Consider the following 19,496-nt stretch of genomic DNA (forward strand, 5'->3'; position numbering starts at 1 on the left):
GCCAGGCCGTCCGGAAATCATCGCGCTCACGCGCCCCGCCCCCGCAGCGTCACTCCGTACCGGGTGCGCAGCCGGCCGATCTCCCACCACGCCACCGCCGAAACCGACGCCGGACCGCCGATCACCGCGCAGATCTGGACGAGCGGCGGGCCGGGCGGCATTCCGGCCGTCGCCAGGTTGATCGCCGCGAGCTCCCACACCAGTACGCCCGTCAGCAGGGCCGGGAGCGCGGCATGGATCTCGGCGGTGTCGAACGCGCCCCGGACGACCGTCGACGAGGCGAAGACGACGAAGAACAGCACCCACAGGACCGGCAGGAGCAGCGCGAAGGTGAGCAGCGTGCTGAGCACGCCGTCGGGCAGGGCCCGGCTGAGGAAGACGACCCCGGCGAACAGGATCGGCACCGCCGTGAACGCGCCGAAGTACCGAAGCGCCAGGCGGACGGCGGGGCGCACCCGCGCGCGCATCGCCGCCCGCGCGTGGGCGGGCGCGAGGCGGAACAGGACGGCGATCACGAGGGGCGCCGTGAGCAGCAGCAGCCAGGGCGTGACCGCGAGCCGGAAGAGCGCCTGGTCCTGCGCCTGCGACCAGTCCGCCTCGGTGCCGTAGGCCACCAGGATGGTGAAGGACGCGGCGAGCGCGATCCAGGCGCGGACCTTCTGCACCCGCAGGACGTCCGGGTCCTGGATGCGGCGGTGGCTGTGCGCGGGGAAGACCGAGCGGGCGCTGCGCCGCGCCGAGCGGGCGATCGGGTAGCAGACCACCAGGAAGAGCACCGGCCAGACGCAGAAGAGGATCAGGGCCCACGCACAGCCGGGCACCGGGAGCCGGCCCATCACCTCCCGCAGCGGCGGCCACTCGTCCTCGCGGAACCGCTGCCACAGCGTGGCGGGCGGCCGGTACGGGGGCGGGCCGTACGGCGAGGGAGGGGGCCCGTACGGCGGCGGCGCGTAGGGGTGCGGCGGCACGGCGGACGGCGGCCGGCCCCCGTTCGGCTGCCACGTCGGGCCGTACGGATTCTGTCCCCCGAAGGTCACGCCGGATTCCTCCCCGCGGTGAGTGCTACCGGGTGACGATCCTGCTCGATCCCGGGGGAGAGTCAACTTCCCGCCGAATCACGGCAGATGCCGCAGGGCCGCGAAAACGAGGAGCCGTCGGACACACACCGGCGTACCCTCGACCGTATGAGCCGACGACGACATTGATCCACGGCAGCAGGTCCCGGAACGGGCTGTCGCGGGCCGCCGCGCGGGTGAGCACCCGGCGTCCCCGTCCGTTCCACAGAAGGACCACACACCATGCTCACTGCTTCGCCGTGCCCGTCCGACCCGCCGGTCTCCTCCGACTCCGGCTCCCCCGACCCGCGTGTCCGCGCCCTCGCGCGCAGGTTCTGCGCCTACTCGGGACTCGAGGACTTCGTCCTGCTCTACCCGCTGTACGCGCTGCTGTTCGCCGAGAACGGCCTGACCACCGCCGAGATCTCGTCCCTGTTCGCCGTCTGGTGCCTCGTCGGCGTGCTGGTGGAGGTCCCGTCCGGCGTCTGGGCCGACGCCGTCTCGCGCCGGGCCCTGATGGTCGCCGGCCCGCTGCTGTCCGCCGTCGGCTTCGCGCTGTGGGCCGTCACACCGTCGTACGCCGCGTACGCCGCCGGCTTCGCGCTCTGGGCCGTCGGCGGGTCCCTGCGCTCGGGCGCGACGGAGGCCCTGGTGCACGACGAGCTCGAACGGCTCGGCGCCGCGGACCGGTACGGCCGGGTCATGGGCAGGGCAGCCGCCGTGAGCATGGCCGCGACGGCCGCCGCCACCGCGGCCGCCGCACCCGCCCTCGCCGTCGGCGGGCACACCCTGGTGTGGGGCGCGAGCATCGGCGCCTGCGTGCTGTGCGCGGCGGTCGGCGCGACACTGCCCGAGCACCGGGACCGCACCCGCCCCGAGGGGGCGAAGGGACCCGGTTACCTGACGACGCTGCGGGCCGGCCTGTCCGAGGTGCGCGCCGGCCGGCCGGTCCGGCACGCGATGGTGCTCGCCGTCGTGATCACCTCGCTGTGGGGAGCGCTCGACGAGTACGTGCCGCTGCTCGCCGCGTCCACGGGGGTCGCGACCGAGACCGTTCCGCTGCTCGTGCTGGTGGTGTGGGTCGGCGTGACGCTCGGCTCGCTGCTGGTGACGGCGGGCGAACGGCTCTCCGCGCGTGCGCTCGGCGCGCTGGTCGCCGCCGCGGCGTGCGCCCTCGCGGCGGGGGCCCTCGCGGGCACGCCCTCCGGTTTCGTACTGGTCGGTGCCGCGTTCCTCGTCTTCCAGTTGGCGGACGTTCTCGCCGACGTACGCCTCCAGGCGGCGATCACCGGCCCGAGCCGCGCGACGGTCACCTCGCTGACCGGTCTGGGCACGAGCCTCGCGTCCCTGGCCGCCTACGGCGCCTACGCGGCCCTGTCCTCGAGCGTGTCGCACGGCGTGGTCTTCGCGCTGCTGGCCGTGCCGTACCTGGCGGTTGCCGTCGCCCTGGGGCGGGGCGGGCCGGCCCGTTCCGTCTCCTGAGGAGGGTGCGGCAACCGGTCCGCTCTGAGCTAGCCTGTCGGCCATGCACGGGGGATTAGGTGATCACTCCAATGTGAGCGGCAGCGGGGCGAAGCCCCTTGAGCCGTCGGATCCGCGGCGGATCGGCTCGTTCGCCCTTCTCGGCGTCCTGGGCTCGGGGGGCATGGGCCGGGTCTACCTCGGTACGGCGGCGGGGCAGTACGCCGCGGTCAAGCGGATGCCGCCCGCCCTCGCCGAGGACCAGAACTTCCTGCGCCACTTCGGGCATGAGCTGGACAACCTGGCGAGGCTGCCTGCCGGGGTCAGCGCGCGGCTGCTCGCCGGCGACCGTGTCGCCCAACCGCCGTGGTTCGCCACGGAGTACATCCCGGGGATCACCCTGAGCGAGGCGCTGCGCCTGCACGACGGCCCGCTGCCGGTGGACAGTCTCTGGCGGCTGCTGCGCGACGCGGCGGACGGCCTCCGCGCCGTGCACGCGGCCGACATCGTGCACCGCGACCTGAAGCCCTCCAACGTCATGCTGACGCTCGACGGCCTGACCCTCATCGACTTCGGCGTGGCGCGGGCGGCCGACCAGAGCAGGCTGACGCGGACGGGCGTGGCCATCGGCACACCGGCGTACATGGCACCGGAACAGGCCGTGGCGGACCGCCGGTTGTCGCCCGCGGCGGACGTGTTCGCGCTCGGCAGCCTGCTGCTGTACGCGGCGAACGGACGCCCGCCGTTCGGCGACGGGTCCGGGCCCGGCCTGCTCTACCGCATCGTCCACACCGACCCCGACCTCGGCCGGCTGCCCGAGGCCGACTCCGAGCTGTCGGCCCTCGTCGAGTCGTGCCTCGCGAAGGCCCCCTCCCAACGGCCCACGGCCGACGAGCTGTTCGACCGCGCCCGTGGTCATGTGCCGGCCGCGGTGACCTCCCTGTGGCCTCCTGCCGTCATGGACCGGATCACCGAGCGGGCCGCCTTCGCCGCGAACCCGCCGCCGGCGGTCGAGCCCGAGCCGGATTCGCCGGCTCCCGCGCCCGCCCAGCCTGCGAGCGGGCCCGCGGCGCCCGAGGCGAGCGCCACCGCTCCCCGCACGCCGCGCGAACGCCGCACCCGCGTGCTGATCCTGGCGATGCCCGTCGTGGTGGTCGTGGGCACGACCCTCACCATCGCCCTCGGCCCCTTCGACCGCTCGTCCGAGGGCGCGGGTCCCGGCGCCTCGACCCCGACGGCCGTCGTCTCGCCCTCCGGGTCGGCGACCGGCGGGCCATCCCCGAAGCCCAGCCCGCCGTCGTCCCGCCCTCCGGGCCCCCAGCCGGGATCGAGCTCGTCGCCCGCTTCCCCGGGCGCCCCGGGCGGTGGCGGGAACGACGGCACGGGAGACGCCGGCGCCGGAAGCGCCGCCGGAGGCTCGGCCGGCTCCGGCGGCTCCGGCTCCGGCGGTTCGAGCGGCTCGGGCGACTCCGGCACCACAGACGGGGACAAGCCCCCGGTCCAGTCCCCGCCCTCGGGGACGTACCTGCTCAAGGGCGCCGCGACGGGCAGGTGTCTGGCCGACTCGTACTCCGCCTACTCGGGCTCGTCGGTCTCCAACTCGGTGTGCGGCGCGCCGTCGGGCAACGGGACCACCATGAACTACCGGTGGACGTACGAACCAATCTCGGGCACCACGTTCCGGCTGGTCAGCCGGGGCACCGGCCGTTGCATCGAATCCCGGAGCCACGCGGGGATCGCGATCGTGGACTGCAACGGCTCCGAGGCCCAGGCATGGCAGACCACCGCGACGAAGCCGAGCGGCCACACCCTGCAGAACGTCGCCGACAAGATCTGCCTGGCGATGCCCAGCTCCATCGGCTTCGAGTCGGCCTCCTGCGATCCCTCGGACACGGCACAGCTCTGGCGCAACTCCTGACCACTACGGCAGCCGCCCCAACGCGTTGCGCTCCCGCACCCGGGCGCGCAGGACGTCCCCGGGCAGGGCAGGCCGTACGTCCCCGGGCGGGCAGTCCCACTCCCGGCCACCACCCGGCGGGCGCAGCTGCACGTACGTCCCGACGCACCCCATCACCACGCCCACCCGCCCGTCGCGCGTGTCGACGGCGTACTCCCCGAGCTCCGGGACGTCGGCCGTCACTTCTCCAGCCCCTGCAGGACGGCGGCCAGCCGCAGTGCCGTGTCGAGGTTGCAACGCCCCAGGTCCACCAGCGGATACGGCATGTCGCTCGCCAGCGAGACGGGGTCGACCCGCAGCGACGGCAGTGTCACCGACACCACGCCGAGCCCGTCCCGGAGCTGTGCGACCACCTCCTCGGCGGCCCGCAGCCGCTCCCCCGAACGCACGACCTGCCCCATGCCTGGCACCTCCACCACTGAGTGTTCGCTTTCCTCACCCAGCGTGTCCGAGCGTCGCTAGCCTGGGAAGAGACGGTGACCCAACAACGCGACCTGCTGAGCCAGGAGTTGCACCATGCCCGGACCCAAGGATCTCGACCCGTCCACGTCCCCCAGGGCGCTGCTCGGCGCGGAACTGCGCCACGCCCGCATGAAAGCCGGCCTCACGCAGGACGAGTTGGGCCGCCCGCTGTTCGTGAGCAGCTCGTACATCGGCCAGATGGAGGCGGGCACGCGCCGCATCCTCCGCGAGCACGCGGTCCAACTGGACGAACTGTTGGACACGGACGACTTCTTCGCACGCAACTGCGAGGTGTCCGGCAAGTCGCGCTACCCGGACCACTTCGCGGAGGCGGCGGAGGCGGAGGCGATGGCGGAGACGATCAGGGAGTACGCGCCGCTGCTGATTCCTGGCCTCTTGCAGACGGAGGCGTACGCACGGGCGGTGTTCCGGGCATACCAGCCGACGGCGACGGAGGATGTCATCGATGATCTGGTGGAGGCGAGGCTCGACCGCGCGCGCCTGCTGACCGATCCCACAAGACCGTTGTTATGGGCCGTATTGGACGAGGCGGTGTTACGTCGGCAGGTGGGCGACAAGGCGGTGACGGCAGAGGCCCTGCGACATGTTGCGGGGCTTGCACGACGCCATCGCATCATCGTGCAGGTACTGACCTTCGACGCGGGAGCGCACGCGTCGATGGGCGGCGCTCTCAAGCTGATGACCTTCCATGACGCACCCCCACTCGCCTATCTGGAGGGCCCGGGCACTGGCCAGTTGGAGGATTGTCCGGCCACGGTCACCCGCCATCAGCTGGCCTACGATCTCGTCAGGGCCAGCGCACTGTCGCCGGAATCATCCTTGGCCCTGATCGAGTCAGTGGCGGAGGATTACACGCATGAAGACCAGCAGCCCTGAGTACGACCTGACGACGGCAGTCTGGCTCAAGTCGAGCTACAGCGACGGCAGCGGCGGCAACTGCGTGGAGGTCGCCACAGCCCACCCCGGCATCGTTCCCGTCCGCGACTCCAAGAACCCGGACGGCCCGCGCCTGGTCTTCCCGGCCGCCGCCTGGTCCGCCTTCGTCACGAACCTCAAGACGGCGTAACCCCGTTTCCCGGAGCTCAAGTTACGAGAGTCGAGCGCTCTTGAGAGGAATGGGTGGATGGGCCTCAACCCACCCTCCCACCCTGCACGGTGACCGACTTGCCACGCAGCGTCATCACGCTCTAGCGTTCCGATAAACGACGACCCCCGCCCGGTGCGGGAACACCTGCGGGGGTCTCACCACCAGATCGAAACGGACTCGATCCATGGCTGACGGCCACTTTAGTGCTGCCCCGCATCCCCTCGCCAACCCCGGCTACGGCAAACGGACGGTCCCGGGCCAGCCTCCCTGTACCGCCGACGACTTCACGCATCTGCGGCCCCGCGAAGCCGCCATCGCCGCGTACATCGACAAGCTGCCGGACACCAGCGACATCTCGGTGAAGACGCTGGCCAAGTACACCCCGTACGGCCAGTGGGCGGTCGGCAAGGCGCTCAACTCCCTCATCGCGGCCGGCCATCTGCGGCGCGGCCTGGAATGCGTGACGTCGGCGTCGGGCAGCTCCCAGTGGGTGACGCGCACCTGGTGGTCGCGTGCCGCGCGGGACGACGCGTGGTGGGCGGCGTACCAGCGGGGCGACGTGCCGGAGGAACGGCCGCCCCGGCCCACTCGCTCACGGGCGTACATCCTGCTCGCCGCCCTCGGGCGGGAGAACCCGGTGATGTCGCTGTCCCACGCGGACTGCACGACCCTCGCGCCGCTGGTCGAGGAGTGGTTCGCGCGGGAGGCCACCGAGCGGCAGGTGCTGCACGCGCTCACGACCGGACTCCCTGCCCCGGTCCACCACCCGGCCGCCCTCGCCCGCCGCCGGCTGGTCGACAAGCTCCCGCCCGCGCCGCCGCCGAAGCCCCTCCCCGTACGCATCCTGGAATGCGGCGAGTGCGGGCGTCCGGCCGGGGCGGGGGACCTGCGGTCCGGCAGGTGCGCCCACTGCCGAGGGACGCGGTCGGCCCCACCTCCGCCGCTCCCACCCTCCCGCGTCCGCGCCCTGGCGGCCGAGGCGAGAGCGGCGGCGTCCCGCCCACCCGAGACGACACACACATGACCTTGCCCGTAGTCCGTCTGCGGAAGGTCGTCGAGGACGAGATCCGCGTCGCCGCCTGCCGGTACCACTACGAGCGCTGAGGACGGACGGCCGCGGGCGGCCCCGGGAGACGCCCGAGGGCGGCACCCCTGGGAGTGGGGTGCCGCCCTCGGTCCGTACAGCGTGCGAACTGCCGATCCGTGAAGGATCAGAAGTCCATGTCACCGCCCGGCATGCCGCCACCGGCAGGCGCGGCGGCCTTCTCCGGCTTGTCGGCGATGACGGCCTCGGTGGTGAGGAACAGCGCCGCGATGGAGGCCGCGTTCTGCAGGGCGGAACGGGTGACCTTCGCGGGGTCGATGATGCCCTCGGCGATCATGTCGACGTACTCGCCGGTCGCGGCGTTCAGACCGTGGCCGACGGCCAGGTTGCGCACCTTCTCGACGACGACGCCGCCCTCGAGACCACCGTTGACGGCGATCTGCTTCAGCGGGGCCTCCAGCGCGAGCTTCACGGCGTTGGCGCCGGTCGCCTCGTCGCCCTGGAGCTCGAGCTTCTCGAAGACCGAGGAAGCCTGGAGCAGCGCCACGCCACCACCGGCGACGATGCCCTCCTCGACGGCCGCCTTCGCGTTGCGGACGGCGTCCTCGATGCGGTGCTTGCGCTCCTTGAGCTCGACCTCGGTCGCGGCGCCGGCCTTGATGACGGCCACGCCGCCGGCCAGCTTCGCGAGGCGCTCCTGGAGCTTCTCGCGGTCGTAGTCCGAGTCGCTGTTCTCGATCTCGGCGCGGATCTGGTTGACGCGACCGGCGACCTGGTCGCTGTCACCGGCACCGTCGACGATCGTGGTCTCGTCCTTGGTGATGACGACCTTGCGGGCGCGGCCCAGCAGGTCCAGGCCGGCGTTCTCGAGCTTGAGGCCGACCTCCTCGGAGATGACCGTGCCGCCCGTGAGGATGGCGATGTCGTTCAGCATGGCCTTGCGGCGGTCGCCGAAGCCCGGGGCCTTGACGGCGACGGACTTGAAGGTGCCGCGGATCTTGTTCACGACGAGCGTGGACAGGGCCTCGCCCTCGACGTCCTCGGCGATGATCAGCAGCGGCTTGCCGGACTGCATGACCTTCTCCAGCAGCGGAAGGAGGTCCTTCACGTTGCCGACCTTGGAGTTGACGATCAGGATGTACGGGTCGTCGAGGGACGCCTCCATACGCTCCATGTCGGTGGCGAAGTACGCCGAGATGTAGCCCTTGTCGAAGCGCATGCCCTCGGTGAGCTCCAGCTCCAGACCGAAGGTCTGGGACTCCTCGACGGTGATGACGCCTTCCTTGCCGACCTTGTCCATGGCCTCGGCGATGAGCTCACCGATCTGGGTGTCGGCGGCGGAGATGGAGGCCGTGGAAGCGATCTGCTCCTTGGTCTCGACATCCTTCGCCTGCTCCAGCAGGGCGCCGGAGACGGCCTCGACGGCCTTCTCGATGCCGCGCTTGAGGGCCATCGGGTTGGCGCCGGCGGCCACGTTGCGCAGACCCTCGCGGACGAGCGCCTGGGCGAGAACGGTCGCGGTGGTCGTACCGTCACCGGCGACGTCGTCCGTCTTCTTGGCGACTTCCTTGACCAGCTCGGCGCCGATCTTCTCGTACGGGTCCTCGAGCTCGATCTCCTTGGCGATGGACACACCATCGTTGGTGATCGTGGGGGCGCCCCACTTCTTCTCGAGGACGACGTTGCGACCCTTGGGACCAAGGGTGACCTTGACGGCGTCGGCGAGCTGGTTCATCCCGCGCTCGAGACCGCGCCGTGCCTCCTCGTCGAACGCGATGATCTTGGCCATGTGAAGTGGTCCTCCCGGACTGGGGTGGATTGCCTTCGGATCGCATCCGGCGCCCGCGACGGACGGTCTGCGTGCCGCGTGGTTCCTTGCCCCACCCGGCCTGCGGACCTCACCGACCCGATCCAAGTTCTGTCACTCTCACTCGGAGAGTGCTAACGCCAATGATTAGCACTCGACCCCTGAGAGTGCAAGCGCCTGACGCTCACGGCGACCGCCACGGCGCACGCACGAGGGGCCCGCATCCCGGTGACCGGGAGGCGAGCCCCTCGTGCGTGAGTGCGTCGGTGGCCGAACGCGCCTGGATCAATCGGATCAGACGGCGAGCTTGACCATGTCAGCCTGCGGACCCTTCTGGCCCTGCGAGATCTCGAACTCGACTCGCTGACCCTCTTCAAGGGTGCGGTATCCGTCCATCTGGATCGCGCTGTAGTGGACGAAAACATCCGCACCACCGTCGACCGCGATGAAGCCGTACCCCTTCTCCGCGTTGAACCACTTGACGGTGCCCTGAGCCATGCCTAACTCCCCTATTACTGGCCCTTGCACAGGACCGCACTTCGCGGACCCGGGTCAGACCTCACCCCAGCAGGAGGGGTGTGCGCCGGAACGCGTCGACCGCGGCTGAATGTATCTGCCCAACTGCCCTCTGCAACAGGTCAATCGGACGAGAAATCTGCGCAGGACCGATCGGCCGATCCATGCGAATTCATTGAATTCCGGGGCAAGTCGGGCCCGGCAAAGTGCCACTTTCGGCGCAATTCGATCGCTCACTTTGGCGCATTCTCGTGGAACGAGAACGCATTGCCGAGCGGCCGGCGGAGGGGGCTTCCCAGACTCTACCGCGCTCAACCATGCAGAATTGCCCCCTCCGCTTCTCTCGCGGAGGGGGCAATACCGATAACGCGGGATGACGCGTGGGAGATCAGCCGCCGGCGACGGCGGGGATGATCGAGACGCCCGCACCGTCCGGCGTCGCCGTCTCCAGGCCCTGCTCGAAGCGGACGTCGTCGTCGTTCACGTACACGTTGACGAAGCGGCGCAGCTTGCCCTGGTCGTCCAGGACGCGGGCCGCGATGCCCGTGTGGTTCTTCTCCAGGTCCGCGATGACCTCGGCCAGGGTCGCACCCTCGGCGGGGACCTCGGCCTGCCCGCCCGTGTACGTGCGGAGGATGGTGGGGATACGGACGTTGACGCTCATGCGAGGCCAGCCTCTCGGAAAGAGTCCAGGTTGGGTCGGATGACAGCGGTCATACCCGTCGTGGGCGCCACCGCGTCGAGGGTCTTGAGGCCGTCACCCGTGTTGACGACGACCGTGGTGAGGGACGGGTCGATGACGCCGGCCTCGATCAGCTTCTTCGCCACGCCGAGGGTCGTGCCGCCGGCGGTCTCCGTGAAGATGCCCTCCGTGCGGGCCAGCAGCTTGATCGCGTCCACGATCTGCTCGTCGGTGACGTCCTCGACCGCACCGCCGGTGCGGCGGCAGATGTCCAGCACGTACGGGCCGTCGGCCGGGTTGCCGATCGCCAGGGACTTGGCGATGGTGTCGGGCTTCTGCGGCTTGACCACGTCGTGGCCCGCCTTGAAGGCGACGGACACCGGGGAGCAGCCCTCGGCCTGGGCGCCGAAGATCTTGTAGGGCTTGTCCTCGACCAGACCCAGCTTGATCAGCTCCTGCAGCCCCTTGTCGATCTTGGTGAGCTGGGAGCCGGAGGCGATCGGGATGACGATCTGGTCGGGCAGCCGCCAGCCGAGCTGCTCGCAGATCTCGTAGGCGAGCGTCTTGGAGCCCTCGGCGTAGTACGGCCGGAGGTTGACGTTGACGAAGCCCCAGCCCTCGCCGGCCGGGTCCCCGATGAGCTCGGAGCAGAAGCGGTTGACGTCGTCGTAGTTGCCCTCGATGCCGACCAGTTCACCGCCGTAGACCGCGGCCATGACGACCTTGCCCTGCTCCAGGTCGTGCGGGATGAACACGCAGGAGCGGAAGCCGGCGCGGGCCGCGGCGGCGCCGACCGCGCCCGCGAGGTTGCCGGTGGAGGAGCAGGAGAGGGTGGTGAAGCCGAAGGCGCGGGCCGCCTCCAGGGCCTGGGCGACGACGCGGTCCTTGAAGGAGTGCGTCGGGTTGCCGGAGTCGTCCTTGACGAACAGCTTGCCGGCCTCGACGCCCAGCTCACGGGCCAGGTTGTCGGCCTTGACGAGCTTGGTCCAGCCCGGGTTCAGGTTCGGCTTGTCCGCGACGTCGGCCGGGACGGGCAGCAGCGGCGCGTAGCGCCAGATGTTCTCCGGGCCGGACTCGATGCGCTCGCGCAGGGCTTCGGGGTCGCCGCTCGGCACGTCGTACGCGACTTCGAGCGGCCCGAAACAGACCTCGCACGCGAAGATCGGACCGAGGTCGAACCGCTCGCCGCACTCGCGGCAGGAGAGCCCGGAGGCGGGGCCCAGGTCGACGGATCCGGCGGAACCGGCGGAGTCGTTGGTGGTGGCAACAGTCTGCACAGCCATGGAGGCGAGGCCCTTTCTCCTCATCTTCCCCGCGGCGCATCTCGCCGCGAGACGGAATTGGCACCTTCCCTAGCCGTGAGCCTCGCGCGATGTGCGCAGAGATCGGCTGGAGGGTTGCCGGGGCTTCAACGGGCCGTGTCCCTCTGCCCCTCTGGATGAGCGGTATTCGGTTGTCGGCGCGGCGACCCCGACATGCGGCCGTCCTGCGCGTTGTTCAAGACTGTAACCGAACCCCTGGACGCTTGAGATGGTCGTCCGATCCGCGAGATGGAGATCACGTGCTGGATGAGGTGGAGCGCTGGCTCGCCCGGCGGTCCTGGTCGGTGGCCGACCGCCCGCTCGGCCGGCTGCTGGCCGCCAAGAAGAACACCACGGTCAGCGTGGTGCTGCCGGCCCTGAACGAGGAGGAGACGGTCGGGGAGATCGTCTCCGCGATACGCGACGGGCTGATGTCGGGCCCCGTTCCGCTGGTGGACGAGCTGGTGGTGATCGACTCGGCGTCGAGCGACCGCACGGCCGAGGTGGCGGCCGCGGCGGGCGCGCGGGTGGTCCACCGGGACACCGTCCTGCCGCGCATACCGGCGGTGCCGGGCAAGGGCGAGGTGCTGTGGCGGTCACTGCTGGTGACCAGCGGTGACATCGTGTGCTTCGTGGACGCGGACCTGCGCGAGTTCTCCGCGGACTTCGTCGCCGGGATCGTCGGGCCGCTGCTGACCGACCCCGAGGTGCAGTTCGTCAAGGCGATGTACGACCGCCCGTTCGGTGGCGCCCCCGCTCAGGGCGGCCGGGTGACCGAGCTCGTGGCGCGGCCGCTGTTGAATCTGCACTGGCCGCAACTGGCCGGTTTCGTCCAGCCGCTGGGCGGCGAGTACGCGGCCCGGCGTTCCCTGCTGGAGCAACTGCCGTTCCCGGTCGGTTACGGAGTGGAGCTGGGGCTGCTGGTGGACGCCCTCAACCTGGTGGGGCTCGACGCGCTCGCCCAGGTCGACGTGGGCACGCGCAGGCATCGCCACCAGGACGGTCAGGCACTTGGCCGGATGGCGGCGACGATCTACCGCACGGCGCAACTGCGGCTGGCCCGGGGTCATTTGGTGCGGCCCGAGCTCACCCAGTTCGAGCGCGGCGAGCGCGGATTCGTGCCGCGGAACCACCCGGTGGACACCGAGGAGCGGCCGCCTATGCGCGAGATCGGTGAGTACGCGGCGCGTCGCGCGGCATAAGCCGGAACCTCTGTCCGTTCTGTCTAACTTTCCTATGTATGAACCTCATGGACCTCACCGACCTCATGGACGTCATGCGCGGGATCCAGGGCACGGCGCCGGCTCTGGCCGCCGAGGGGCCGCGGCACACCGGTGAGCCGGCCGGCACCGGTACGACCGCCGAGCAGCTGTGGCTGCTCGGCGGGGTCGCGCTCAGCCTGACCGCGGCGGGCGTGGTCGCCGTCGCCGCCGCCCGTGGCCGGAAACGTGACCACTGACCCGCGCCGCGGCCGCACGCACGTTTGAGGCAATACGGGACGGGCTAGGTTCGCCACATGGTCACCGACGCTGCTCAGATCCTCGTCGCCTCCAACCGCGGCCCGGTCTCCTACTCACCGGACGGCAAGGGCGGGCTGGAGGCCCGCCGCGGCGGAGGCGGTCTCGTCTCCGGCCTCTCCGCGATCGGCTCCGACGCGCGGTCGCTGTGGGTGTGCGCCGCCCTCGGCGACGGCGACCGCGAGGCCGTGCGGCGCGGGGTGAGCGAGCCGGGCGTGAGGATGCTCGACATCGATCCGGCCGTCCACTCCGACGCGTACAACGGCATCGCGAACTCGGTGCTGTGGTTCGTGCACCACATGCTCTACCAGACGCCGCTGGAGCCGGTCTTCGACCGGGAGTTCCGCCGGCAGTGGGACGCCTACCGGGTCTACAACCGCGCCTTCGCCGAGGCGCTGGCCGCCGAGGCGGCCGAGGGCGCGGCGGTGCTCGTGCAGGACTACCACCTCGCGCTGGTGCCGGGGATGCTGCGACAGATGCGTCCCGACCTGCGGATCGGCCACTTCTCGCACACGCCGTGGGCGCCCGCCGACTACTTCGGGCTGCTGCCGGACGACGTCGCCGAGGAGCTGCTGCGGGGGATGCTGGGCGCGGACCGGCTGGGCTTCCTGACGCGGCGGTGGGCGGACGCGTTCACCGCGTGCTGCGAGCGGGTCACCGGCGGCACCGGAACGACGCGGATCGGGGTCCACGGGCTCGGCGCCGACGCGGACTTCCTACGCGAGCGGGCGCACCGGCCGGACGTGGCGGAACGGATGGCGCAGCTGCGCGAGCAGGTGGGCGAGGGCCGCAGGACGATCGTGCGCGTCGACCGGACCGAGCTGTCCAAGAACATCGTGCGCGGTCTGCTGGCGTACGAGGAACTGCTGGAGACCCGCCCCGAGTGGCGCGAGCGGGTCGTCCACATCGCGCTGGCCTACCCGTCGCGGCAGGACCTCGCGGTCTACCGGGACTACACGGCCGAGGTCTCCCGGCTGGCCACCGAGATCAACGAGCGGTACGGCACGGCGGGCTGGACCCCGGTCGTCGTCCACGTGAAGGACGACTTCGCCCGCTCGCTCGCCGCGTACCGGCTGGCCGACGTCGCCCTCGTCAACCCGATCCGGGACGGCATGAACCTGGTCGCCAAGGAGGTCCCGGTCGTCTCGGACGCGGGGTGCGCGCTGGTGCTGTCCCGGGAGGCGGGGGCGTACTGGGACCTGGGCGAGGACGCGATCACGGTCAACCCGTACGACGTGACCGGCACGGCGGAGGCGCTGCACGCGGCGCTGACGATGCCGGACGCCGAACGGGCGGAGCGCACGAAGCGCCTGTCGTCGGCGGCGACGTCGCTGCCGCCGCGGCGCTGGTTCCTGGACCAGCTGGACGCGCTGCGAGGCTGAGAACCGGGGGCGCGGGGCGCGTGACGCCGGTGGGCGTGGCCGCTGCGCGGGGCTTTCCCCTACCCGCCCCTTCCCGAACCGGGGCTTCGCCCCAGACCCCGTACCGCGCTTCGCGCGGTGTCCTCAAACGCCGGACGGGCTGGATTTCGCTCCGCGACATCAGCCTCGTCGGCGTTTGAGGCGCGGGGGTCCGGGGGCAGAGCCCCCGGTTACGGGAAGGGGCGGGGAGGGGAAGCCCCGCAGGGCACCACCGGACCCGCCCCGCTAGACCCGTTCCGACAGCGCCGCCAGCAGCGACGCCACCGCGCCCGGCCCCGGCACCACCAGGTCCGCGCGCGACGCCAGTTCCGGGACCTCGGTGCCGCTGCACACCAGCAGGCCCGGCACCCCGTCCGACCGCAGCTTCTCGACCGCGCCGTACGCGGGCAGGTCGCCCAGGTCGTCCCCGGCGTAGAGCACGGCCGTGGCGCCCACCTCCCGCACGTACTCCGCCAGCGCGACGCCCTTGTCCATGCCCGGCGGGCGCAGTTCCAGGACCATGCGGCCCGGCTCCAGGATCAGGCCGTGGCGGGAGGCGAGCGCGGCGAGCGGTTCGCGCAGGGCCTCGTAGGCGCCCTGCGGATCCTGCGCGCGGCGCGTGTGCACGGCGACGGCCCGGCCCTTCTCCTCGATCCACGTGCCCTGCCAGGCGCCGTGGCCGTCGAGGAAGCCGGGCAGCTCCGCGCGCGCGGCGGCGACACCGGGGTGCGGCGCGGGCGCGTTCACGGTCCCGGTGACGGCGTCCCAGCGCTCGGCGCCGTAGTGCCCGAGGACCACCAGGTGGTCGAGGCCCTCGACACCCGCGAAACCTCCGTAGCGCACGGCGACCCCGGCGGGCCGGCCCGTGATCACCGCGACGGACGCGACCTTCGGGGCGAGGGCGGCCAGCGCCGGCACGGCGGCGGGGTGGGCACGCGCCTGCTCGGGGTCGGGCACGATCTCGGCGAGGGTGCCGTCGAAGTCGAGGCCCACGACGGCCCCGGCGGGACGGTCCAGCAGTGCCGCGAGCCCGTCGCGGCCTGCGGGGGTCGACGGCGTCGGCAGGGAGTGTGCGTACGGGGAGCTGCCCATGCACCCGACCTTATCGGCGACTTCTCCTGGCGTCCCTCACACGGCGAAGCCGGTTGACGGTGACAGGGTCGTGGGCGAGGGCGCGCGGGTCGTCGAGGAGGGCGTTGAGGAGCTGGTAGTAGCGCACCGGGGACATCCCCAGCTGCTCCCTGATCGCCCGCTCCTTGGCCCCGGGCCCGGCCCAGGACCGTCGCTCCACCCCTAGGACGGCGCACTCACGCTCGGTCAGCGTGGGCTCGTCGGTCATACGATCCAACCTATCGCCGCAGACGGGCGCGCGGGGACATCCGGCCCCACTCGGCCCCCACCGGACGCGCGGGGACCGGGCCCCGCTTCCCCACGGGACGCGTGGGGACATCCGTCCGCACTCGCCCCACGGAACGACCCGCTACTCCGCGGCTTCCGCCGCATCCGCCTCGCGGGCGATGCGGCCGAGGACACTCGCGGGGCTGCCGCCCGGCTCGACGGCCTTGCCGATGTTCTTCTTGATGCTCTCGCTGACCGCGGCCCACGACGTCTTGCCGACGGGCGGGAGCACCGAGCCGGGCAGCTCCTGGAGGAACGCCTTCAGGTCCTTGTGCGCAGGGTCGGTCTCCATCGCCTCGGAGGCGGACACGGTCACGGGGAGCAGGTCGTTCTGGTCGGCGAATTCCAGGACGTTCTCGTCGGCGAAGACGAAGTCGAGGAACGTGCCGATCTCCTTGCGGTGCCCGTTCTCCTTGAAGCCCATGATCCAGTCGGCGACGCCCATCGATGCCTTGGCCTCACCGTCCCGGCCCGGCAGGGCGACCGTGCCGACCTCGATGCCCTTCTTCTCGGCGGCCTGCAGGAGGGAGGGATGGCCGTTGAGCATGCCGACCTCTCCCCGCGTGAACGCCGCGAAGGCGTCCTTGCGGTTGAGCCTTCCGGGCGCGACCGGACCGGTCAGGCCCTCCTCGACGAGGTGCTCCTTCAGCCATGTGAAGGTGTCGATGTTGCGCTGGGAGTCGATCGCGTACGAGCCGACCGGGTCCGTGTAGCCGTCGCCGCCGCTGAGCAGCCACATCATCGTCTCGGCCTGGGCCTCCTCGGGGCCGAGCGGCAGGGCGAAGGGGTAGGCGGCGTCGGTGCCGGACTTCAGCTTCCGGGCGGCCTCCTCCAGGTCGGCCCAGGTCTTCGGCTCCTCCTCGACGCCGGCCTCGGCGAACAGCTCCTTGTTGTAGAAGAGCAGCCGGGTCGAGGCGACGAAGGGCAGTCCGTACTGGGTGCGCTTCTGTTCACCCGCCTCGGTGAGCGGGCCGAGGAAGTTGGACTGCACGGGGATGGAGAGCAGCTGGTCCGCGGAGTAGAGCTTGTCGGCGGCCGCGTAGTCGGCGTAGGCGCCGATCTGCGCGATGTCGGGGGCCTCTCCGGCCTCGACCATCTCGGCGACCTTGCGGTCGACGTCGTTCCAGGACTCGATCCGGACCTCGACGTCGATGCCGGGGTTCTCGGCCTCGAACGCGGCCGTGAGGCCGGCCCAGTAGGTCTTGCTGCTCTGGCCGCCGGCGAGGTCGTAGTCGGCGGCCACCAGCTCGAGGGTGACGTGGTCGGATCCGTTGCCGCAGCCGCTCAGCGCGACCGTCATGCCGAGTGCGGCGACTGCCGCGGTCAGACCTATGAAGGGCCGCTTCACGGCACTCCCCCACCCTCTGCTGTCAGTTGTCGTTTCGCCCCGGTAGGTCCCCCATGACGCCCTGCGAGACGAGCACCGATTCTTCCACGTCCGTTCATGAGGTCTACACCACTGCCGGTCTCGCTTTCGCAACGCCCGCCGCACCTGGCCCGTCACGCCACGCGGTTTTGTATGGCGCGACAACAATCCCCCCTACTGGACTAGACCTGTTCCCGGTCCACGCGCCACACTGTCTTCGTGAGACACGTCATCGCCCTCGATGTGGGCGGCACCGGCATGAAGGCCGCTCTGGTCGGGGCGGACGGGACACTGCTGCACGAGGCGCGGCGCCCCACCGGGCGCGCCCGGGGAGCGGACGCCGTCGTCGCGTCCGTCCTCGACTTCGCCGCCGACCTCCGCGCCCACGGACAGGCGCGTCTCGGCCGCCCGGCCGAGGCCGCCGGACTCGCCGTGCCCGGCATCGTCGACGCCGAACGCGGCATCGCCGTCTACGCCGCCAACCTGGGCTGGCGCGACGTGCCCCTCCGCGACCTGCTCGCCGAGCGGCTCGGCGGCGTGCCCGTCGCCCTCGGCCACGACGTGCGCACCGGCGGCCTCGCCGAAGGCAGGATCGGCGCGGGCCGCGGCACCGACCGGTTCCTCTTCGTCCCGCTCGGCACCGGCATCGCCGGCGCCATCGGCATCGACGGGGCCATCGAGGCCGGCGCGCACGGCTGCGCGGGCGAGATCGGCCATGTCGTCGTACGGCCCGGCGGCCCCGAGTGCGGCTGCGGCCGGCGCGGCTGTCTGGAGACCCTCGCCTCCGCCTCCGCCGTGTCCCGCGCCTGGGCCGCCGCATCCGGCGATCCGGGCGCCGACGCCGCCGACTGCGCCAAGGCCGTCGAGTCCGGGGACCCGGCCGCCCTGCGGGTCTGGCAGGACGCCGTGGACGCGCTGGCCGACGGGCTCGTCACCGCGCTCACCCTGCTGGACCCCCGCACGCTGATCATCGGTGGCGGCCTCGCCGAGGCGGGGGAAACCTTGTTCACACCGCTGCGGGCGGCCGTCGAGGAACGCGTCACGTTCCAGCGGCTGCCCGACATCGTCCCGGCGGCCCTCGGGGACACCGCCGGTTGCCTGGGCGCAGGACTGCTCGCCTGGGATCTACTCGCCACGGAGGTAACCGCCTGATGGCCGCCAGCACCGGAAGCACCACGAGCACCGTTCTCGCCGGAGCCCGTGTGGTGCTGCCGACCGGGACCGTGGAGAACGGCCGGATCGCCGTCGAGGGCACGAGGATCGCCGCGTCCGCACCCGGCGACGCTGTCGCGCTCGACCTGTCCGGGCACTGGATCGTCCCCGGCTTCGTGGACCTCCACAACCACGGCGGCGGCGGAGCCTCCTTCACCTCCGGCACCGTCGACGAGGTGCTGCGGGGCGTGCGGACCCACCGGCAGCACGGCACGACCACCCTCGTCGCCTCCACCGTCACCGGCGACATGGACTTCCTCGCGCACCGCGCCGGTTTCCTGTCCGAACTCGTCGAACAGGGCGACCTCGCGGGCATCCACTTCGAGGGCCCGTTCATCTCTCCCTGCCGCAAGGGCGCCCACAGCGAGGAGCTGCTGCGCGACCCCGACCCGGCCGAGGTCCGCAAGCTGATCGACGCGGCGCGCGGCACCGCCAGGATGATGACGCTCGCCACCGAACTGCCGGGCGGCATCGACTCCGTACGGCTGCTGGCCGAGCACGGCGTCATCGCGGCGATCGGGCACACGGACGCCACGTACGAGCAGACCCGTGCGGCGATCGCCGCGGGCGCCACCGTCGCCACACACCTGTTCAACGCCATGCCCGCGCTCGGCCACCGCGCGCCCGGGCCGATCGCCGCGCTGCTGGAGGACGAGCGGGTCACCGTCGAGCTCATCAACGACGGCACCCACCTGCACCCGGCGGCCCTGGAGCTCGCCTTCCGCAGCGCGGGAGCCGACCGGGTCGCGTTCATCACCGACGCGATGGACGCGGCGGGCTTCGGCGACGGCCGCTACCAGCTCGGACCGCTGGAGGTCGAGGTCAAGCAGGGCGTCGCGCGGCTCGTGGAGGGCGACTCGATCGCCGGGTCCACGCTCACTCTGGACACGGCCTTCAAGCGGGCCGTCACCGTCGACCGGATCCCGGTGGCGGACGTCGTGACCGCCATCTCGGCCAACCCGGCGAAGCTGCTCGGCGTGTACGACGAGGTCGGCTCGCTGGAGCCCGGCAAGTACGCGGACCTGGTCGTCCTCGACGAGGAGTTCGCGCTCACGGGCGTGATGCGCCGCGGCGATTGGGTGATTGCACCACAAGTGGTGTGATTTCTACGCAAACCCCGGCAAGGCGGTTGGTCACCAGGTCTTGGGCCAACCGCCTTCCGTTTGGCATGATCAGGACCCGTACGAGTACGGCAGGCGCACTATCCGG

At 71.6% G+C, this 19,496-nt stretch carries 20 protein-coding genes and 1 riboswitch; of the genes, 10 read left to right on the forward strand and 10 right to left on the reverse strand.

The features are described from left to right. Positions 1-26: 26 nt before the first annotated feature. On the reverse strand, positions 27-1,037 hold the full coding sequence (locus AB0K02_RS22105) for a hypothetical protein (RefSeq protein ID WP_365994210.1): 1,011 nt from the start codon (positions 1,035-1,037) through the stop codon (positions 27-29). A 261-nt stretch (positions 1,038-1,298) separates the two neighbouring features. Between AB0K02_RS22105 and AB0K02_RS22110 the strand changes: the two genes are divergently transcribed. Then, positions 1,299-2,537, forward strand: coding sequence for an MFS transporter (locus tag AB0K02_RS22110; RefSeq protein WP_365994211.1), 1,239 nt, complete (start codon positions 1,299-1,301; stop codon positions 2,535-2,537). A 43-nt stretch (positions 2,538-2,580) separates the two neighbouring features. Then, on the forward strand, positions 2,581-4,434 hold the full coding sequence (locus AB0K02_RS22115) for a protein kinase (RefSeq protein WP_365994212.1): 1,854 nt from the start codon (positions 2,581-2,583) through the stop codon (positions 4,432-4,434). Between the two features lie 3 nt (positions 4,435-4,437). On the opposite strand, the gene AB0K02_RS22120 is transcribed toward AB0K02_RS22115, so the two are convergent. Both AB0K02_RS22120 and AB0K02_RS22125 read right to left on the reverse strand, forming a co-directional pair. Further along, a complete protein-coding gene (locus AB0K02_RS22120; protein WP_365994324.1) occupies positions 4,438-4,656 on the reverse strand; it encodes a hypothetical protein in 219 nt (72 codons plus the stop codon). Further along, positions 4,653-4,874: a hypothetical protein gene (locus tag AB0K02_RS22125; RefSeq protein ID WP_365994213.1), complete on the reverse strand. Its 222-nt coding sequence runs from the start codon at positions 4,872-4,874 to the stop codon at positions 4,653-4,655. The genes AB0K02_RS22120 and AB0K02_RS22125 overlap by 4 nt, the downstream gene beginning before the upstream one ends. Positions 4,875-4,989: 115 nt before the next feature. Here AB0K02_RS22125 and AB0K02_RS22130 point away from each other — a divergent pair, with 115 nt between their 5' ends. From AB0K02_RS22130 to AB0K02_RS22140, 3 genes are all read left to right on the forward strand, one after another. Then, positions 4,990-5,832, forward strand: a complete 843-nt coding sequence (locus AB0K02_RS22130; RefSeq protein ID WP_365994214.1) for a helix-turn-helix transcriptional regulator — start codon at positions 4,990-4,992, stop codon at positions 5,830-5,832. Further along, positions 5,813-6,022, forward strand: a complete 210-nt coding sequence (locus AB0K02_RS22135) for a DUF397 domain-containing protein (RefSeq protein ID WP_365994215.1) — start codon at positions 5,813-5,815, stop codon at positions 6,020-6,022. Before AB0K02_RS22130 ends, AB0K02_RS22135 begins: the two co-directional genes overlap by 20 nt. A gap of 205 nt (positions 6,023-6,227) precedes the next feature. After that, entirely contained in the window at positions 6,228-7,067 is an 840-nt protein-coding gene (locus AB0K02_RS22140; protein ID WP_365994216.1) for a hypothetical protein, read from the forward strand. 187 nt (positions 7,068-7,254) lie between these two features. Here AB0K02_RS22140 and groL read toward each other — a convergent pair whose 3' ends face one another. From groL to thrC, 4 genes are all read right to left on the reverse strand, one after another. Beyond that, positions 7,255-8,877: a chaperonin GroEL gene (groL, locus tag AB0K02_RS22145; protein WP_365994217.1), complete on the reverse strand. Its 1,623-nt coding sequence runs from the start codon at positions 8,875-8,877 to the stop codon at positions 7,255-7,257. A gap of 312 nt (positions 8,878-9,189) precedes the next feature. Beyond that, positions 9,190-9,393 carry a cold-shock protein gene (locus tag AB0K02_RS22150; RefSeq protein ID WP_005315736.1) on the reverse strand — a complete coding sequence of 68 codons (204 nt, stop codon included), beginning with the start codon at positions 9,391-9,393 and terminating at the stop codon, positions 9,190-9,192. A 406-nt stretch (positions 9,394-9,799) separates the two neighbouring features. Next, positions 9,800-10,075 carry a MoaD/ThiS family protein gene (locus AB0K02_RS22155; RefSeq protein ID WP_018847107.1) on the reverse strand — a complete coding sequence of 92 codons (276 nt, stop codon included), beginning with the start codon at positions 10,073-10,075 and terminating at the stop codon, positions 9,800-9,802. After that, positions 10,072-11,376, reverse strand: coding sequence for a threonine synthase (gene thrC, locus AB0K02_RS22160; protein ID WP_365994218.1), 1,305 nt, complete (start codon positions 11,374-11,376; stop codon positions 10,072-10,074). The genes AB0K02_RS22155 and thrC overlap by 4 nt, the downstream gene beginning before the upstream one ends. 17 nt (positions 11,377-11,393) lie before the next feature. Next, a riboswitch (SAM riboswitch) is annotated at positions 11,394-11,538 on the reverse strand. A 116-nt stretch (positions 11,539-11,654) separates the two neighbouring features. Between thrC and AB0K02_RS22165 the strand changes: the two genes are divergently transcribed. Genes AB0K02_RS22165 through AB0K02_RS22175 form a run of 3 tightly spaced genes read left to right on the forward strand, consistent with a single transcriptional unit; the run spans position 11,655 to position 14,293 of the window. Next, positions 11,655-12,596, forward strand: a complete 942-nt coding sequence (locus tag AB0K02_RS22165; RefSeq protein ID WP_365994219.1) for a glucosyl-3-phosphoglycerate synthase — start codon at positions 11,655-11,657, stop codon at positions 12,594-12,596. 38 nt (positions 12,597-12,634) lie between these two features. Further along, entirely contained in the window at positions 12,635-12,853 is a 219-nt protein-coding gene (locus AB0K02_RS22170) for a hypothetical protein (RefSeq protein WP_365994220.1), read from the forward strand. Positions 12,854-12,910: 57 nt separating this feature from the next. Further along, on the forward strand, positions 12,911-14,293 hold the full coding sequence (locus AB0K02_RS22175) for a trehalose-6-phosphate synthase (protein ID WP_365994221.1): 1,383 nt from the start codon (positions 12,911-12,913) through the stop codon (positions 14,291-14,293). Positions 14,294-14,557: 264 nt separating this feature from the next. On the opposite strand, the gene otsB is transcribed toward AB0K02_RS22175, so the two are convergent. The 3 genes from otsB to AB0K02_RS22190 all read right to left on the reverse strand — a co-directional run bounded on the left by otsB (position 14,558) and on the right by AB0K02_RS22190 (position 17,009). Next, on the reverse strand, positions 14,558-15,403 hold the full coding sequence (otsB, locus tag AB0K02_RS22180) for a trehalose-phosphatase (protein ID WP_365994222.1): 846 nt from the start codon (positions 15,401-15,403) through the stop codon (positions 14,558-14,560). Positions 15,404-15,413: 10 nt separating this feature from the next. Beyond that, the gene (locus AB0K02_RS22185) at positions 15,414-15,650 is read right to left on the reverse strand and encodes a DUF3263 domain-containing protein (protein ID WP_365994223.1); all 237 of its coding nucleotides are present in this window, start codon (positions 15,648-15,650) and stop codon (positions 15,414-15,416) included. A 141-nt stretch (positions 15,651-15,791) separates the two neighbouring features. Continuing rightward, positions 15,792-17,009 (reverse strand): extracellular solute-binding protein, encoded by a 1,218-nt coding sequence (locus AB0K02_RS22190; RefSeq protein ID WP_365994318.1) that lies wholly within the window; start codon positions 17,007-17,009, stop codon positions 15,792-15,794. Positions 17,010-17,294: 285 nt separating this feature from the next. On the opposite strand from AB0K02_RS22190, the gene AB0K02_RS22195 reads away from it, so the two are divergent. Together AB0K02_RS22195 and nagA are read left to right on the forward strand one after the other, a co-directional pair. After that, positions 17,295-18,227, forward strand: a complete 933-nt coding sequence (locus tag AB0K02_RS22195) for an ROK family protein (protein ID WP_365994224.1) — start codon at positions 17,295-17,297, stop codon at positions 18,225-18,227. Further along, positions 18,227-19,390: an N-acetylglucosamine-6-phosphate deacetylase gene (nagA, locus tag AB0K02_RS22200; protein WP_365994225.1), complete on the forward strand. Its 1,164-nt coding sequence runs from the start codon at positions 18,227-18,229 to the stop codon at positions 19,388-19,390. The genes AB0K02_RS22195 and nagA overlap by 1 nt, the downstream gene beginning before the upstream one ends. Positions 19,391-19,496: the final 106 nt, after the last annotated feature.

The sequence above is a fragment of the Streptomyces sp. NPDC049597 genome (assembly GCF_040675505.1).
GTDB lineage: Bacteria > Actinomycetota > Actinomycetes > Streptomycetales > Streptomycetaceae > Streptomyces.